Annotated in this window: 16 protein-coding genes; 4 read left to right on the top strand and 12 right to left on the bottom strand. The window is 46.8% G+C overall.

What is annotated here, in order from left to right:
• Positions 1-2: 2 nt before the first annotated feature.
• The gene (locus WJM45_RS09185) at positions 3-230 is read left to right on the top strand and encodes a hypothetical protein (RefSeq protein ID WP_341328645.1); all 228 of its coding nucleotides are present in this window, start codon (positions 3-5) and stop codon (positions 228-230) included.
• A gap of 116 nt (positions 231-346) precedes the next feature.
• Here WJM45_RS09185 and haoB read toward each other — a convergent pair whose 3' ends face one another.
• The 7 genes from haoB to WJM45_RS09150 all read right to left on the bottom strand — a co-directional run bounded on the left by haoB (position 347) and on the right by WJM45_RS09150 (position 10677).
• Entirely contained in the window at positions 347-1354 is a 1008-nt protein-coding gene (haoB, locus tag WJM45_RS09180; protein WP_341328644.1) for a hydroxylamine oxidation protein HaoB, read from the bottom strand.
• Positions 1351-2997 carry a multiheme c-type cytochrome gene (locus WJM45_RS09175; protein ID WP_341328643.1) on the bottom strand — a complete coding sequence of 549 codons (1647 nt, stop codon included), beginning with the start codon at positions 2995-2997 and terminating at the stop codon, positions 1351-1353. Before WJM45_RS09175 ends, haoB begins: the two co-directional genes overlap by 4 nt.
• Positions 2998-3478: 481 nt before the next feature.
• Complete coding sequence (locus tag WJM45_RS09170; protein WP_341328642.1) at positions 3479-5560, bottom strand: diguanylate cyclase; 2082 nt, start codon at positions 5558-5560, stop codon at positions 3479-3481.
• Positions 5561-5562: 2 nt separating this feature from the next.
• A complete protein-coding gene (locus WJM45_RS09165) occupies positions 5563-6012 on the bottom strand; it encodes a response regulator (RefSeq protein ID WP_341328641.1) in 450 nt (149 codons plus the stop codon).
• A gap of 55 nt (positions 6013-6067) precedes the next feature.
• The gene (locus WJM45_RS09160; protein WP_341328640.1) at positions 6068-7594 is read right to left on the bottom strand and encodes a fumarate hydratase; all 1527 of its coding nucleotides are present in this window, start codon (positions 7592-7594) and stop codon (positions 6068-6070) included.
• Positions 7595-7709: 115 nt separating this feature from the next.
• Positions 7710-9482: a hypothetical protein gene (locus WJM45_RS09155; protein ID WP_341328639.1), complete on the bottom strand. Its 1773-nt coding sequence runs from the start codon at positions 9480-9482 to the stop codon at positions 7710-7712.
• A gap of 58 nt (positions 9483-9540) precedes the next feature.
• Positions 9541-10677: a methyltransferase gene (locus tag WJM45_RS09150; protein WP_341328638.1), complete on the bottom strand. Its 1137-nt coding sequence runs from the start codon at positions 10675-10677 to the stop codon at positions 9541-9543.
• Positions 10678-10847: 170 nt separating this feature from the next.
• Here WJM45_RS09150 and WJM45_RS09145 point away from each other — a divergent pair, with 170 nt between their 5' ends.
• From WJM45_RS09145 to mtgA, 3 genes are all read left to right on the top strand, one after another.
• Entirely contained in the window at positions 10848-11561 is a 714-nt protein-coding gene (locus tag WJM45_RS09145; RefSeq protein ID WP_341328637.1) for a 2OG-Fe(II) oxygenase, read from the top strand.
• A 394-nt stretch (positions 11562-11955) separates the two neighbouring features.
• Complete coding sequence (locus WJM45_RS09140) at positions 11956-12555, top strand: cytochrome c (protein ID WP_341328636.1); 600 nt, start codon at positions 11956-11958, stop codon at positions 12553-12555.
• 317 nt (positions 12556-12872) lie between these two features.
• Entirely contained in the window at positions 12873-13601 is a 729-nt protein-coding gene (gene mtgA, locus WJM45_RS09135) for a monofunctional biosynthetic peptidoglycan transglycosylase (protein WP_341328635.1), read from the top strand.
• A gap of 78 nt (positions 13602-13679) precedes the next feature.
• On the opposite strand, the gene WJM45_RS09130 is transcribed toward mtgA, so the two are convergent.
• The 5 genes from WJM45_RS09130 to WJM45_RS09110 form a co-directional block, all read right to left on the bottom strand.
• A complete protein-coding gene (locus WJM45_RS09130; RefSeq protein ID WP_341328634.1) occupies positions 13680-14282 on the bottom strand; it encodes a DUF1353 domain-containing protein in 603 nt (200 codons plus the stop codon).
• A gap of 574 nt (positions 14283-14856) precedes the next feature.
• A complete protein-coding gene (locus WJM45_RS09125; RefSeq protein WP_341328633.1) occupies positions 14857-15000 on the bottom strand; it encodes a type II toxin-antitoxin system HicB family antitoxin in 144 nt (47 codons plus the stop codon).
• A 200-nt stretch (positions 15001-15200) separates the two neighbouring features.
• Entirely contained in the window at positions 15201-15488 is a 288-nt protein-coding gene (locus tag WJM45_RS09120; RefSeq protein WP_341328632.1) for a type II toxin-antitoxin system RelE/ParE family toxin, read from the bottom strand.
• Complete coding sequence (locus WJM45_RS09115; RefSeq protein ID WP_341328631.1) at positions 15485-15751, bottom strand: transcriptional regulator; 267 nt, start codon at positions 15749-15751, stop codon at positions 15485-15487. The genes WJM45_RS09120 and WJM45_RS09115 overlap by 4 nt, the downstream gene beginning before the upstream one ends.
• A gap of 444 nt (positions 15752-16195) precedes the next feature.
• The gene (locus tag WJM45_RS09110; RefSeq protein ID WP_341328630.1) at positions 16196-16360 is read right to left on the bottom strand and encodes a hypothetical protein; all 165 of its coding nucleotides are present in this window, start codon (positions 16358-16360) and stop codon (positions 16196-16198) included.
• Positions 16361-16430 lie beyond the last annotated feature (70 nt).

Below are 16430 nucleotides of genomic sequence, written 5' to 3'. Positions count from 1 at the left end.
TTATGAAAACCATTATCATTATTTTTTCGGCGATAACGACAGTTGCCACTATCGGTTGTGCTTCGTCTGGGCAATTATGGAGTCAAGACGGTTTCTCACACGAACAATCGGTTACTGCTCTGTCCGAATGCAAATATCAAATCGGTTTAAAGCAGATACCGGAAACACAGCAAGAGGAGTTGCTTAAACACTGTATGCAGGGGAAAGGTTATCGGCTCAACGATTATTGATATTATTAACCCGGCGCCTAAATTCCATAGCCCATAGAGGTAAGCTATCGAATTTAGGCGCCGGGCCTTTGGACGGTCGCCCCGGCGCCGATTTTTGATCCAAGGGTATAAATTAATTAGGGCTCGACTTTATAAACGGATAAATAACCGCCCCACCCGCTTTGATAAACCAAACTAACCCCATCAGGCAGTTTTTTCAGCGAATCGATAAACGGCAACAGACGAACCAAGAGCGTATCCTTGCCATTGCCTTCCGTCGCTGTCACCCATGTCCGGTAATAACGCCCTTCCTTATGTGCCAGATAGTTGCCTTCCCCGTTTTCATGCGCCCAACGCTTAACCTGTGCGATATCGCCATGCAGGTTGGTTCCGGCCGGAATATTCTTAGCTTTTAAGCCTAAATCCGAACCGCCGTAAGCCTTGATTTCAGACAATCGCAATAGCACATCATTATTAACCAATAAGTAGATAGGACGCGAATTACCGAAATACTCGACAATTTCGCTTAAGGCCTTGTCGGCATCCATCGTCAGCCAACGCGCCATATGCTCCAATCGATCTCTTTCCTTATTGGACGCTTCAATCAAGTCCGAACGAAAAGCTCTCCAAACCGAGCTTGAGAAAGTTTCCTCGCCTGGCTTTTGCAGCCAAGCTTCACGTCCGCTTAAATATTGAATCCGTTGACCGTCGTCCCACCAACTCAAAAACAGCGCCTGTTCAGGCGCATGTTTCAAAATGGCTTCGCTGGCTAACTGCCAAATTTCGTTTCGTAATCCCGTTTGACTGGATGAAATCACCCCGTCTTGCGATTCCTTCGGAAAAAGTACGGCGCTCGATCTTGCTCCCGAAGCATTTCGGTACTGGACGACAGCTAAGCTGAAAGCATCTTTATCGTCATAACGAAAGGAATAAAGCCGCGCGGAATCGGCAGGAAAAAATCCCGGCAAATCGGTCGGTGGTATGGATGAAGAATTGACATTCAATCGTTCGTCGACTTGAACGGCGCCGGACGGTGCCGGGCCGCTCAATTTATGAAAGAGTATCGCACCGCCTCCCAACAGCGATGCGATACCGACCAACAATAGAAGCCCTTTTCCGTAGCGTTTTTTTATCACTTCTGTCATTGATCCGATTCTGGTTTTGCAGGCTTTAACACCATGTAAGCAACACCTAAACCGAATGCAATCAACAATAACGCACTAAGAAGCAGACTGTTGTCTTTGTCCGAGGACGATGGTTGAGCCGAAGCGGAAACCGTTTGCAATTTACCACCGGATTTCATCGCAGCCATTTCGCGTAAACGCGTGTCTTCATCCATGATCTCGGTGTAATCGCGCATCAGATTCGACCAACCCTCAGTGTAAGTAAAACCGCCGGGATTAGCATGGAAGATGCCTTTATAATGCTTGATGACATCGTGTTCCCACATGTCGGCATAGACTCTTTCAACGTGACTCGGATTATTGCCTTTAGCCCAGAACAATTGGAAGAATCCGCCGGCAGCATCTTTTTCAGGTGCGGGAGGCGCCGGACGATTGTTGTTTTGGCCGACCAATAAACCATCATCATAGAGTTTGTTGATGACTTTTTTGGCTTCCTGTTCAACCGCAAGCCCTTGAATTGTTCCTTTATCGGCAGCATCGAGGTAAGCTTTGGCAAAACTGGCCGAGTGACACAAACTACAAGTCTCTACCCATGATTCTTTACGCTCTTCGAACCAAGGATGACCTAGGTTGTCGGCGATAGCCGGAGTCGGGTTGAACGCCCACCGTACCTTGCGCACCAGATTGTGCGAGTATTCGCCCTTGTATTCGAAATGGCACAGCTGACAAGTCGGCGCGGTGTAGCCGCCTTTAGCGATCGCGTCTTTCAATGGCACTTCGAAATTCCAGTTGGCTTTACCCAAAGTTTGATACTGCGTACCGTGCTTAGAGGTCATGAAGTTTTCGAACTCATTATGATCGACGCCGTTGTGACAAGTCGCGCAAGCTTCGGGTTGCCTAGCTTCGGCGACCGAAAAGGTGTGCCGGGTATGACAGCCGTCGCATTTGTTTTGCTGATAGTGGCACATATCACAGCCTTGCGCGACTTCACGCTCAGGCATTGCCGCCCAAATCGTATTTTCGACGTTGGCTTCCCAATCGACAGCATGCGAAGGATGGCCTTTGCTCCATTGCTTTTGCGGCCATTCTTGATCTTTTTCCGATTCGGCTTCGGCAAACTCGCTCAAATGGCAAGTACCGCAAGCGACCCGGTCCGGCATGACCAGATTTTCGGCATGATTGATGGTATCTTTACCGACTCCGCCATGGCAGTCGATACAACCGACTTGGTCGAGTTGTTGGCCTTTGTCGAGCAAGCCTAGCTTTGTCAAATTAGCTTCGACTTCGGCTAATTTTTTCTTTTTATAGGCACGCACATCGCTATCCGGCAAGTTGCGGATCTTCTTCAAATCGCCATGAACACTGTTTTTCCAAGCATGGAATGCGCCGGGTGAGGTGCTTTGGTGACAACCGATACAGGTATCGCGGCCAACTTCGCCCTGAACGGTTTTAGGTGGTGTATAAAAATCTTTGGGATTCCAATATTTTTGAATGGGGATCGGCTCCCAGTATTTACCGTGAGATCCTTTACCCGGATGCGATTCATAATAATCTTTTTTAAGTTGTTCGAAATCAGGTTGTGCGGCGAAGGCAAAATTACCCACTCCAAACCCGATTAGACTGAACAACAACGCAATCAGCAAGCTGACCGATTTGTTTTTCATGACGTTCCCCTCCCAGAGGTTGGTTTGATTTTTTTGTAGTTTGACTGCGTTAGGATTTCGCGAAAAATAACTTCCTGGAGTTATGAACTTTGCCGAGTGTTCGGTAACTCGCCTGGCAGGCCCAGCACATAAATTATAAAAGCTAGTTAACCATGGCCAACAAGCCATGGGATTTAGGTGCTGGGTAAATACGTCCTTGTAGGCTTGACGGCGGCTTTCCCTAACGCCGACACCTGCCAATTGAGCAATCGGACCCTCTTTAAAATAGGGAAGTTGTTTACAACCAAATCCTTAATAAACTTTATCTTAGCTTCGGAGCGCTCTCTATTTGTCCGAATTATCCACTGATTTGGATAGCCCGATAATAAGTTTACACAGTCGATAGAATCATATAGTTTCGTATCGAAACTTAATTTTAACAAGAACCGACCTTTTTCCCTAATTTTTATCAATCCTAGGCAGTCGGCAAGAATGCAGCGGCTCAAGTTCCATTATAAAATTCCACACGATTTCGTCCATTTTTCTTTGCTCGATACAAAGCTTGATCGGCGCGAATCAAGACAGAGTCGGCTTGAATATCTTTTGAAATCAATTCGGAAATACCGATACTAACAGTAGTAACGATCGATTGCCCATCGGCTAATAAAGGCGTTTGAGCGAGTTCTTGTCGTAAGCGCTCCGCAAATATTCCGGCATCGGAAAGGCTTGTTTCCGGAAGAAATATCCCAAACTCTTCCCCGCCAAGCCGACCGACACTATCGATTTTGCGCAGCTCTTTACGCAAAATTGCGGAAAAATGCTTCAGCACTTGGTCGCCAACGGCATGACCATATCGGTCGTTGATTGTTTTAAAATTATCCAAATCCAACATCAAAACCGCGACTTGATGAGAGTTATTGCGCTCCGAACGATTGATTTCCTCGCTCAATCGTTCCATGAAACGCCTTCTGTTAGGCAGTCCTGTCAAGGGGTCGGTAGTCGCCAATTGTATTAATTCGGCTTCCAATCTTTTACGCTCACTGATGTCCTGTTTAATTCCTACGAAGTGCGTAATCTTACCCTTATCATCCGTGACCGGAGCAATCGTGAGTTCTTCATCATACAAATCGCCGTTCTTACGTTTGTTGATCAATTCTCCGCACCAAGTTTTACCGGAACGAATGGTTTGCCACATATCATCGTAAAACAAAGAATCTTGCTTTCCGGATTTAACAAGGTCTTTCGGAGCCTTGCCGAGCGCTTCCTCAAGCGTATAACCGGTCAATTTCCCGAAGGCTGGATTAGCCCATTCGATGCGAGCGCAGGTGTCGGTGATCACAATACCATGACCGACCGCTTCTAGCGCCGCAATTAACAAACGGTCGCGAGCCTCGGCTTGCTTACGCTCGGTAATATCCTCATGCGCAACGACGATATATTCGTTACTGTCTTTAAAAGGTGTAACCCTGGCATTGAACCAACGTTCTTCGTTATCTGAATGGCAAGGGTATTCCATCTCAAAAATATCGACATCCCCCTTCATGACCGAACGAATGCCCGCGGCCATTTGCGTTGCTTGCTCCGAACTTTCATCCGTTGTGCAATCACAAACCGCTAAATAGTTACTGTCTATAACCGATATGCAATTACTCGACGCACCCGCATTATTTTGGTAAAACTCTCGCCATGCTCGATTGACCGCCACAATTGTACCGGATTTATCCAATACGCAAATGTGGGCCGATAACGCATCGATGGTAGAAACCGCAAACTGTTTGGATTGTTGCAGCTCCTGCTCCATATTTTTCCGATTAGTGATATCGGACAATGTGCCGATCATTCGTTGAGGAAGCCCCTCTTCGGTCCAACTGACGACTACACCTCTATCCATAAACCATCGCCACTGCCCGCTCTTACACTTCAATCGATGCTCGCAACCGTAGCTTTCGACTCTGCCGTCGAGATGAGCTTGAATATTGGCCTCAGCAATCGGCAAGTCTAATGGGTAAACACGTTTCTCCCATTCGTCGAGATTATTGCCAATCTCATTTTCTGAAAAGCCGAGAAGCGCTTTCCATCGCGGAGAATAAAAAACCTCATTGGTCAATAAATTCCAATCCCAAACACCATCGCCAGCGCCCTCCAAAGCAAATCGCCAACGCTCTTCCGCTTCATGTAGCCGTTGTTCGAGTTTCGAACGATGTAAAGCATAGCGGATGGCTCGAATCAAGGCATCCCCATCGAAACGACCTTTGATTAAATAATCCTGAACGCCGGACTCTAAAATATCAAGCGCAAAACCGGTATCGTCATGCCCGGTTAAAACGATCAACGGCAGAGTAGAGTGATCAGACGAACGTATCGCTTTTACTGTTTCAAGTCCCTTAGAATCCGGTAACGATAAATCCAACAACAAAATATCGTGTTCATCTTTTCGTAACTGCGCTAAGCCTTCGGATAAAGAAACGACCCATGTCAATTCGAAACCGACATCCGAAGACAACTTCAAATAGCGACTTACCAGGTGCGCATCACTGGGATCGTCTTCAATTAATAACACTCGATAAGACAACTTGGCATACATGATCAACTCTTTTTAGGCAATCGAGTCAAAGTAAACCAATAATTATCAAGTTGCCGAATCGCATCGATAAATTGCGCCATATCGACCGGCTTGGTGATGTAACTAGCCGCTCCGAGTTTATACGAAGCCACGACGTCACGCTCGACATCGGAAGTCGTCAACACCACGACGGGAATAGCCGAAAAGTGCTCGTCTGTCTTGATTACACTCAAAAACTCCCGACCGTTCATGCGCGGCATGTTTAAATCCAATAAAATCAGATCCGGTTGGGGAGCATTTTTATAAACATCGCCTTCGCGCCGTAAAAAATCCAAAGCATCACGCCCGTCCAATACGTGATGCAAGTGACAATACACTTTATTTTCTTTGAGAGCTGACTTCACTAAATGAGCATCGGCCGGCTCATCTTCGACCAGCAAAATATCGAAGGGTTGGCTATTTTCAATTAACATGTTGAATATTTTCGCGATTTTTGTGTATTTGGTGGACAAGATGTTTGAATAAAAATCATTTCGAAACCACCGGAATTTTGCCTATCTTGGCTTGCCATTGTTTTGGACCGCTCTTATGAATAGACTCGCCGTCGACATCGACCGCGACCGTGACCGGCATGTCTTCGATCACGAATTCATGCACGGCTTCCATACCCAAGTCTTCGAATGCGACGACTCGCGCTTTTCGTATCGCTTTCGAAACAAGGTATGCCGCACCACCAACCGCCATTAAACATACCGCACTATGTTTTTTGATCGCTTCAATTGCAACCGGACCGCGTTCCGCCTTGCCGATCATGCCGATCAAACCGGTTTGCGCGAGCATCGCCTCGGTAAATTTATCCATGCGCGTCGCAGTCGTAGGGCCAGCAGGCCCGACAACTTCATCGCGAACCGGATCGACCGGACCCACGTAATAAATGAATTTGTTCGTAAAATCGACGCCCTCAGGCAAAGACTCGCCACGCTCGAGCATCTCGACGATCCGTTTATGGGCGGCGTCTCGACCGGTGAGTAACGTGCCGCTCAGCAATAAAGTTTGACCGGGCTTCCAAGTCGCTATTTCGTCTTTCGTCACAGTGTCGAGATTGACCCGTTTAGCGCTGCTATTCCCGCCTTCCCAGGTAATTTTCGGCCAATCCTCCAAACGCGGCACTGGCAGTTCGGCCGGCCCGGAACCGTCGAGTTCGAAATGGATATGGCGCGTTGCGGCGCAGTTCGGAATCATCGCGATCGGTTTATTGGCAGCATGCGTCGGATAATCCTTGACCTTAATATCCAAGACCGTGGTCAGTCCACCCATGCCTTGTGCACCGATACCGAGTGCATTGACCTTTTCGTACAACTCCAAGCGCAATTCCTCGAGCGCATTGACCGGCCCTCGCGCAATCAACTCATGAATATCGACCGACTCCATGCAAGCCTGCTTCGCGAGCAGCATCGCTTTTTCGGCGGTACCGCCGATACCGATGCCCAATATCCCAGGGGGACACCATCCCGCGCCCATCATCGGTACGGTTTGCATGACCCAATCGACGATGCTGTCGGACGGATTCAACATCGCAAACTTGGATTTGGCTTCGGAACCGCCGCCCTTGGCGGCAATTTCGACTTCGACTTTATTACCGGGGACAACCTCCATATGAATGACAGCCGGCGTATTATCGCGCGTATTGATGCGTTTGCCGGCCGGATCGGACAAAATCGACGCACGAAGTAAGTTGTCGGGATGCATGAACGCGCGCCGAACGCCTTCGTTGATCATATCCGTGACGCTCATCTGGGCATCCCACTGTACGTTCATGCCGATTTTCAGAAATACCACGACGATGCCGGTATCCTGGCAAATCGGCCTGTGTCCTTCGGCGCACATTCTCGAATTAATCAAGATTTGCGCGATTGCATCCTTGGCAGCCAAACTTTGTTCATTTTGATAGGCTCGATCCATCGCCTCAATAAAGTCACCCGGATGATAATACGAAATGTATTGCAGCGATTCGAATATGCTTTGGATAAAGTCTTCTTGGCGAATCAAAGTCATGCGTAATTACCTGAAATATTGGTTATTAGTTGAGACGCAGCTTTCTTTGTTGCTGCATTTAATATTTTCGCAACGTTTTTAGATTAATTTACACTTATCGGCTTGCCATTAATCGTCACCGCAACCTATCGACGAAGCTTTTGTCGATTCGGCAGCCACCGATTTCAGGGTAATCGGTCAGGCTTTGCTCGAAATCCCGAAAAGTCGGATGCTGAAAAGCAATCCGCGAAATTTTTCCGGATTGAATTTCAAATTCCATGGCACCGCCTTTCGGCCATGGCGAACCGTCTTGCGTCGTAAACATCAATAAACCGATATGGCCTAATGGCTTGCCTTGCTCGATTGCCGGCCGCGTACAACTCAGTTGATCGATATAAAGCCACGAAAAAACCTGTTCGAATTGCTGATAACCGATCACTATCCCTTCTCCGGGCATATAGTCGATACCGAGCAAACTTTCGAGGCCGAAATCGCCTAGATGATTCTGCAATAGCACCTTACCGCCCCCCTCCTTAGCCGTCGCGATCAACGGATAAATCTGTCTCGCCATTTCCGCCGGATTTTTGTTTTGAATCACCGCAGTTAATTGACGTCCGATCGATTGTACCGGTCCTAGCACGTTTTCTTTCTTTTGACGGGCATCCTGAATAGCCTGCCAGTCTTGCGCGCTATTGACAGACAGGCCCATCATCGCCATCGTTTGATAATCCTCATCGATCAAACAGCCGGAAAAATTGCGGTTTCGAAATTGTTGTAGCGTTGCCGGGCGAAGGTCATCTGCGATAGCGCGAATTTTCGGAATATTGTAGTTCGACCAGTCCGGAGACTGAGCGAGATAATAATAAAGCACTGCATTTCGGTCGAATTTATTAAACCCTAAGCCTCGCAAGACTCGCTTTAACTTACGGCATTGGCTTTCAACTTCGCCGTATTTCCTCCAATCCGGCTGCAAATTCGGCTTCTCATCGACTGGAGATTTTTCCAGTAATTGCCTGAGCTCGATATTGCCTTCACCCATTCGAATCGGCATGCTCAACAACTCCGGCAACGAAACATCCCTCGCACTGGGTATCCCTGCGGAAACTTGTTTGAGCAATAAAGAAGAGCGTATCTCGGGATAAATTCTCAATTCGCCCAATTGTTTCGGCCCGCCTGAGAACGGATTGCCGCCTTCGACGACTTCATAAACCGGCAGCCGCGTCTCTCTAAATACCGTCTTATTGCCATCGCCCTGTATAGCGAGCGGCAAGGTATGAGTCTCGGTACTGACTTTTGCTTCGGACGGCGCCGATACCGCAGTTTGTCCGATCGGACTCTGCACCCACTCGTCGGCCAACTTGCCCATCACGGCAATACCGATACCGACCCCGGTCAAGGCCAGAAGATTTGTACTTTTATGAACATCGCCGATAATTTTGGATATATCGGTATCGCTCTGATTACTGGTCATGAATTGGTAATCGATCGTAGTGTCCTTGCTTAAATCCAGCCTCAGCCATGGCGTTAGCGCGGCTTTGCGCGTTTCGAGATTGAAGTTGCATTTTCCGCTACTGCCTTGATAAACGAGTGCCGTAACCTCCTGCTTATAATTTAGCGCTTCGTTTTTAACTTTAAAAACAACCCCCGCTGTCGAACTTCCTTTCTCATAGCCGGACCCTATTTCGCTGCAGCCCGTTTTGAGCGTACTATCGCCTTTTAACTCGAATTCGGAAAATAACTGAACGTAATAGTCGTCTCCATCAACGGCTTGATAACCGCCGAGAGGCTTTAAATCATTTGCTTGAGCAACCGGATAATCGACCGCAATCTGGCGGGAAGTAGCGCATCCTGTTAGGACAAGACCAACCGCTCCTGCGAGTTGCAACAGAAAAAAATTACGAAAACGCATACTCATACCTTAAATAATAAAAAATGACATAAACGATCACTTTGTGTATTCGACTCGTTCATTCGACCATCGACTGCAAAATAACGAATTTACGATTAGCGGCAATAACCGAAACATTACCGAACAATTTCTTCAACTCCAGATGATAACCCAAGTGGCGATTACCGATGACCAGCAACTTCCCTCCTTGCTTTATGACATTTCTAGCCTGCCGAAACATTTTAGCGGCGATCATATCGCCGACTGCATTCTGTTGATGAAAAGGAGGATTGCACAAAATCACATCGGCCGATTTAGCGGTAAAGTCGGATAAACAATCGCCGACACTAAAATTCGCCAACCTGCTCTCGCCGAAAGCCAGTTTAAAATTTTCCCGCGCCGACGCAATCGCCATGAACGACTCGTCGACGAAATGTACCACTGCATTCGGATTGCGTTCGGCTGCAAGCAAGCCGACAATACCATTACCGCAACCAAGATCGATGATAGTTTCGGCATTGGGAAAACAACCGATATGCTCGATAAAAAACCGAGTACCGATATCGAGGCTGTCTCGAGAAAACACATTAGCATGATTAACGATCGTATAATTCGTCCCCTCTAACCGATAACGAACCGGATAAGGATTTACCGGCAACGAAATATTATCGTCCGGTTCGGAAAAAATCAGTCGCGATTTTTTCCATGCCCTCGCGGTGCTTGTTGGACCGACAATCGTTTCCAATAAACGCCAAACGGTAGCGCTGAGATTTTTGACCATCCCGATTGTGATAACTCGAGTAGCCGTAGTCATGAAAGGCCGTAACGAAATCAATTGGTATTCGAGCAACGCCAATGTTTTCGGCGACTTAATCACAATTAAATCATAACTTTGCAAAGGCGACTCGAGACTTGTCATCAATAGAATGCCGTCTATCGACAAGGCATTCTCGGAAAAATTCATTAGTGTCGCTTGTTGGCTTAAATAGGAATCGGATAATGCGGTAGGTTTGAATTCATGTAAGGCAACCGTTAGAGCGCCGAAACTGTCATTTACGATCAAGACGCGAGCGCCAATAGAAGGCAATTGAACTTCGGACAGATAATTCAGCAAATATTCGTCGGACGCATCGTATGCCCTAAGCAGCTCACGCCGACGTAAGGGCAAGCGCCGTAAGTTAAATCGACCTTGCGGGACCGATAAGACATCAGTCATAAGAAAACAAACATTTTAAAAGACGGTTCTGTGGCATCATTGATGAAGAAATGGGCAAGCCATAATCGGCGCGATATTATAGCCCGGAATTAAATCTTATCTTTAGTCTTGCTTTTTTTGCATTTCAAGGCTAAATTCGCGCGGCTTTTCATTTACTCGAGTAATATTACTTGCAACCCAGCTTAATACCTACCACGACACCGACTCATCCGAAACCTATTTTCGACGAACTAGCCGATCAATTGATCGATAGAGGCTGGCATGTCATTGAAAATTACTTCGATACTACGTTAATAAAAAATTTAGTTGCCGACCTTAAAGCCTACGATAACGACGGCGAACTAACTCCGGCCGGCATCGGCCGGGGCATCGGCTTCACGTTGGACGAAAATATCCGCGGCGATAAAACCCGGTGGCTTACACGAAGCACCGATGCGCAAAAGCGCTATTTAGACGAAATGGAAATGCTTCGTCATGAAATCAACCGGCTACTCTTCATGGGCTTATTCGAATATGAAAGCCATTTTGCATGCTATGAACCGGGCGCTTATTATCTAAAGCATAGGGACAGTTTTCGAGGTGCGGCAGGGCGGATCTTAACGACAGTGGCTTACCTTAACGAAACTTGGCAAAACGAAGATGGCGGGTTTCTGGCCCTCTATAACCCAAAAAATGAACAAGTCGCAGCACGAATCAAGCCTTTGGCAGGAACACTGGTCGTATTTCTGAGTGAAGACATACCGCACGAGGTCGAGCCGACACACCGTCAACGCTTGAGTATTGCCGGCTGGTTTAAATGCAATACCGGCGAAGTTATACCCGTCGTAGATCAAAATTCGGTGCCTGGGTGTCCGCTAAAGGACGCCGTGAATACGTCCATGTAGGCTCTATGCCAGCTCCATGCTGGCAAAGCCTTTATGAGCGCCATGGATGGCGTGAATGTCGATTTTGCAGGAGCAAAAATCGACCGAACACCCAGGCACCTCCTCTGGCAATGCCGAAATTTGAAGTGCGAAAGGTATATCTAAGGAGCGTGGTTTTTGTAGCTCTCGATAAAATATGCATTCCCGCGGCGATAGTAAAGACCATGAGAACGAAAATGCCGTCTTAACGACGAGGTCCTTTGTCGAGCAACTCAAAACCAAAAGTTGGCTAAATGAGTATGTTTCCTTAGCGCCGACTCAATAGCCTGTTATCAATTTCCGGCGTGTTTGGTAAGATACAGCCAGTAACTTACAAATTCGAAGCAATCTTCTCTTTATTAGGATCGAGACCACCATGAAAAAACCATCCTTAGCATTATTAGTCAGCGTACTGTCAGCTTCAATTCCGCAAATGAATGTTCAAGCCGCGGATGTCGATGCCGGTCGAGCAGCTTTTGAAACCTGTCGAGGCTGCCACAGCATCCCCGCCTACAGTAATGCCTACCCGACTTATTATGTGCCGAAAATCGGCGGGCAACGCGCAGATTATGTGGCTTCGGCATTGAAAGCTTATCGAGAAAAAAATCGCCCGCATGGCACCATGAAAGCCAATACCTATGACCTAAGCGATCAAACTATCGAAAATATCGCCGCTTATATTGAATCCGCGCCGGGCAAAGAAACCAAAAGCCCAGCCGGAGGCGATCCGGCTGCCGGCAAAAAACTCGCTCAATCTTGCCTAAGCTGCCATGCAGAAAGTAAAGATGCGCAAAGCAATGTACCGAGATTGGCCGGTCAATACGGTAATTATCTCGTCAAAGCCATGCAAGACTATCAATCCGGCAAAAGAAATAATCCCATCATGCAGTCGATGCTGCAAGGCTTATCCGGCGACGACCTGGAGAATATCTCGGCCTATTTTGCAAGCTTGAAGGGTTTAACCACTACCGATTAAATCGTAAGGATTTGGTCGAAAAAGCCTACACGGACGTATTCACCCAGCACCTAAACCCCATAGCTTGTTGGCTATGGTTAACCAGCTTTGATAATTCATCCAGCACCTAAATAAGCCATGATTTTGAATCATTGCCAAAAACCTATGGAATTTAGGTGCTGGATTTAGGTGCTGGGCCTGTCAAGCGAGTGACCGAACCCTCAACAAAGCTCATAGCTCCAGGAGGTTATTTATCACGAAATCCTAAGTATTCACAGTCCGCCTCATTGAAAAGAGGGGGCTGAATATTTACTCGCAGGAAGGAAGTTGATACTTTTTTGAGATATTCCAAACGCAACCCCAAGCGCTCTTTCGTAAACAAGCTTAAACGGCTGACGCTTTATTTAGCGCTATTTTTTATAACAAGCTCGTCGTTATCGGTCGTTTTGCTACGTCATATACCAGTACCCGTATCGGTATTCATGCTATATCGCCACGCAGAATATTTTCAACAACACCGGTCATTCAAAACAATCGATTACCGCTGGGTTAAACGCGAACAAATCTCACGCTACGCCTTCTCGGCAGTCATTGCATCCGAAGACCAACGTTTTTTTAGTCACCACGGCTTCGATTTCAATGAAATGCAGAATGCTATCGATCAATATTTGAAAGGCGGAAAACTCCGGGGCGCCAGCACGATTAGCCAACAAGTCGCCAAAAACCTATTCCTAACGCCCTCCAAAAGCTTTTGGCGCAAAGGGATCGAGTTTTGGTTTACGGGGTTGATTGAAATGCTTTGGCACAAAGACCGCATTCTGGAAGTGTATTTGAATATTGCGGAATTCGGCGATCATCTCTTCGGCATCGAATCGGCCAGTCAACGTTATTTCGGCATACCCGCCAGTCAATTGAGTGCTTCGCAAACGGCACTGTTAGCAGCTACGCTGCCCAATCCTCATTTATATAGTGCGGACAAGCCTACGTCGTATTTACTCAAGCGCAAAGCCTGGATAATGAAGCAAATGAAAAATTTGAATTACCGGCATCGGCAACACTCATCCTAAATTCGGGCATTTCAACCATGAAGCTCATGAAATTAATTCGGAGTGGGCAAAGCGCATGACACTTTGCCCATCGCATTTTTATAATAAAGGCTTAGTCGGCGTTTTATTCGCCTTTCTATGTCCTCTCCATACCAACCATCCGCCCAACCATAACGCGAACCAGGAAATAAAATTAACAAACGAAAAACCGTTGATCTCCTGCCCCATCGATCTGAACAATTTATCCCAATCTTTTCGACTCTTATCTTGCCCATAAGGCTCGATAACTTCATTAGATGTGACTTGCCAAAGCTGTGCATACATATAGGCATAATCATGTACTAACCCGGGAATCAGCAACAAACCGGTCGGACTCAATAGCGCCCATAATGGTCTCGGAATCGAAGCGCCGTCGAATTCAAAGCCTTTAGGAATTAAAATCATGGAACCATCGGACAATTCGTAATACCAATTTTCGGTTAAAACCCATTTTCTAACTTCAAAAATCGAAGCTACAATTTTTTGCAATTTTGTTTTCTGATTTTTAGTCGGTATAGGCACCGGTTTAACGGCCGGCATTGAATCTAAAGAGATCGCTGGCAAGGCATCCAGGTGTATAAATATTTTAATGATATACAACAATAAATAGCCTGCCAGAAGCACAGTGGCAATCCAACCAATCCAGTAAATGAAATCAAGCATAACTTCCCCTCCGAATTATTTTATTGAGGCTGACATAAGCCTACTTTTTAAGTACTACACCGTACGAGAAGCTCCTGCTTCTTCGAAATCGGTAAGCAAGATTTCTCGCCTTTTTCGCATACTCAATGCTCTCAGATAGCTCGTCTACAACAGCATCATAATCGTTTTTCAGGACGCCAAACCTCGGCTTCTCGGCTGTAATTGCCGTAAGAAGTCTGTTGAGAATCCTGAGCTAATCATCGACCGATTCCACACTCCGTTGCGTGCAATCAAGTCGTTCGTCGATTATATTCTATCGGGTAGCTGATCATCACCGAGGTTGAATTGCATGGTAGCAAAATTGGCGACACATCACGCCCTGCATGAAATGGTACTGTAGTACATCTATCATCAGGGTGACGAAACTGTTTGTGCGAACCGCGTTGCCGAACTTAGGAAAACCCTAATGCTTCGAGCAGTGCGACGACCTCGCGCGGCTTAAGGATAGATAGGCAAGCGTCCCATGTTTTCAGGCAATAGCAACGTTTTGGGTACCGATGAATTCGGATTCCAATATTGGCTCACCATCCTCAAGCTACATTTCAACGACCTCCCGGAGATTTTGATTTAATTCATCCAGTGTTTCCGCCTGTGTATGCGCTCCTTGAAAGGCAGGAATAAACCCGGCATAAAGACCGGTATACTGGCAACGTTCAACAATAGCAGTATAGATTCTCATGCTTGATTTCTCTCTAATTTTTTCAATTCAAGGCAGGATGACCGCCACCACCAACTCGAATGATGGGCTTCGTTCCTCAGCCCACCCTACTGCACTAGCTCATAATGAATATTGGGTGGGTTATTGGATACTATGCCTAACGCTGCGCTCACCGGAAAATAACGAGCGCAGCGAGTAATTTGTCCGTGTGAAGCGCTTGGTTATAAATTCTTTTCATTCTCTTTGTTGTGCCAAATCCTTAATACATAGATTTTTTCATCGGCGATAAGGTAACGTATTGTATAGCTGCTTATATAAAGATCGCGTATTAGGTCCGGATCGGATGCTTTCAAAACGGGTAGACCAATTTTTGGAAATTGCTTCAGCTTATCGATACCTTCTTGTAGATCTATCGCAACTCGACGGGCTGCGAACGGATTTTTAACCTCTACAAATTCCACCACTCTGTAGAGATCATCAACCGACTCCGGCGAGTACCTTATTTTCATGATTTAGGTGGCGATTTTCGATTATTGGTGCCCCAGCTATTCAGCCAGGCATTCACATCCTCCTCATCAATTGATTTACCTACCTTGATGGATTCAAGCGCTTCGAGGGTATCCTGCCACCTTGAATCCTCCAGGGACTGTCTCGCAAGAAATTCTTTAATCGCCTGATTTATAAGATAGTTCTTGCTCCTATCAAGCTTTTTGGAAAGAACCTCCAGGGGTTTTTCCACTTCGTCAGCAATTCGAATACTCGTAACACTCATGATGTCCACCCCTAGTGTAGTGATATGTACTACATACTAGTACAGTCAAGGCATCATGGCTAGAGGAATTTATAACGCAAAGCTCAGCCGACGCGAGTTCAGATTTTGGTTCGCGTTGCTTACAAAATCTAACCTTATTCGTTATGTTTTTTATTCATTGATTGCATTGATAACTGCTTGGGGGTTTTGAGCAACCACTTTCAGTAGTACTCTGGCAGCACCATGTACCAGAGCGATTACCTGTCAATTCATGCAATCGAAGCCCTGGTAAATCCATGTCTTTAGGAGCTATAGAGACGGTGAGTCTACCGAGAATGAGGCGAAGCTTTTAGCATGGGCTGCCTGTATACCAGCAGTGCTGCAGGATTTGAAAAACGTGGCTAAACCTTTGTGTTTGAAGCTTCGAAACATAGAATCGGATCGTAACCTGGTACGTATCAGGTGTCAAACGCCTTGTTCCGGCGCAAGGCGACGGGACAAGGCCGAACGAAGTGAGCGCCGCGATTCCCGGCGGCGAAGCCGCCGGGAACGGGTCAGATAAGGAGCGCCCAAGCGCCTGCTTGGTCTGATTGATGGCGTTGTGTTTGATACTGCACGTCGTTTTGACATGCTCAAGCTCCTTATCTGACCCGATGGCTCCGCGAAGTGGAGCCATCGCTCAGTTCAGCCACAGCGAGCA

The sequence above is a fragment of the Methylotuvimicrobium sp. KM2 genome (genome assembly GCF_038051925.1).
In the GTDB taxonomy this organism is placed as follows: domain Bacteria; phylum Pseudomonadota; class Gammaproteobacteria; order Methylococcales; family Methylomonadaceae; genus Methylotuvimicrobium.
The sequence above is the reverse complement of the archived record's forward strand: the minus strand, read 5'-3'. Positions and strand labels throughout refer to the sequence as shown.

Coding starts and splice junctions, on each gene's coding strand:
- WJM45_RS09110 (WP_341328630.1), bottom strand. CDS start 16,360: ATGTCAAAACGACGTGCAGTATCAAACACAACGCCATCAATCAGACCA.
- WJM45_RS09120 (WP_341328632.1), bottom strand. CDS start 15,488: ATGAAAATAAGGTACTCGCCGGAGTCGGTTGATGATCTCTACAGAGTG.
- WJM45_RS09150 (WP_341328638.1), bottom strand. CDS start 10,677: ATGACTGATGTCTTATCGGTCCCGCAAGGTCGATTTAACTTACGGCGC.
- WJM45_RS09140 (WP_341328636.1), top strand. CDS start 11,956: ATGAAAAAACCATCCTTAGCATTATTAGTCAGCGTACTGTCAGCTTCA.
- WJM45_RS09155 (WP_341328639.1), bottom strand. CDS start 9,482: ATGCGTTTTCGTAATTTTTTTCTGTTGCAACTCGCAGGAGCGGTTGGT.
- WJM45_RS09115 (WP_341328631.1), bottom strand. CDS start 15,751: ATGAGTGTTACGAGTATTCGAATTGCTGACGAAGTGGAAAAACCCCTG.
- WJM45_RS09175 (WP_341328643.1), bottom strand. CDS start 2,997: ATGAAAAACAAATCGGTCAGCTTGCTGATTGCGTTGTTGTTCAGTCTA.
- WJM45_RS09165 (WP_341328641.1), bottom strand. CDS start 6,012: ATGTTAATTGAAAATAGCCAACCCTTCGATATTTTGCTGGTCGAAGAT.
- WJM45_RS09185 (WP_341328645.1), top strand. CDS start 3: ATGAAAACCATTATCATTATTTTTTCGGCGATAACGACAGTTGCCACT.
- WJM45_RS09125 (WP_341328633.1), bottom strand. CDS start 15,000: ATGAGAATCTATACTGCTATTGTTGAACGTTGCCAGTATACCGGTCTT.
- WJM45_RS09160 (WP_341328640.1), bottom strand. CDS start 7,594: ATGACTTTGATTCGCCAAGAAGACTTTATCCAAAGCATATTCGAATCG.
- WJM45_RS09130 (WP_341328634.1), bottom strand. CDS start 14,282: ATGCTTGATTTCATTTACTGGATTGGTTGGATTGCCACTGTGCTTCTG.
- haoB (WP_341328644.1), bottom strand. CDS start 1,354: ATGACAGAAGTGATAAAAAAACGCTACGGAAAAGGGCTTCTATTGTTG.
- WJM45_RS09170 (WP_341328642.1), bottom strand. CDS start 5,560: ATGTATGCCAAGTTGTCTTATCGAGTGTTATTAATTGAAGACGATCCC.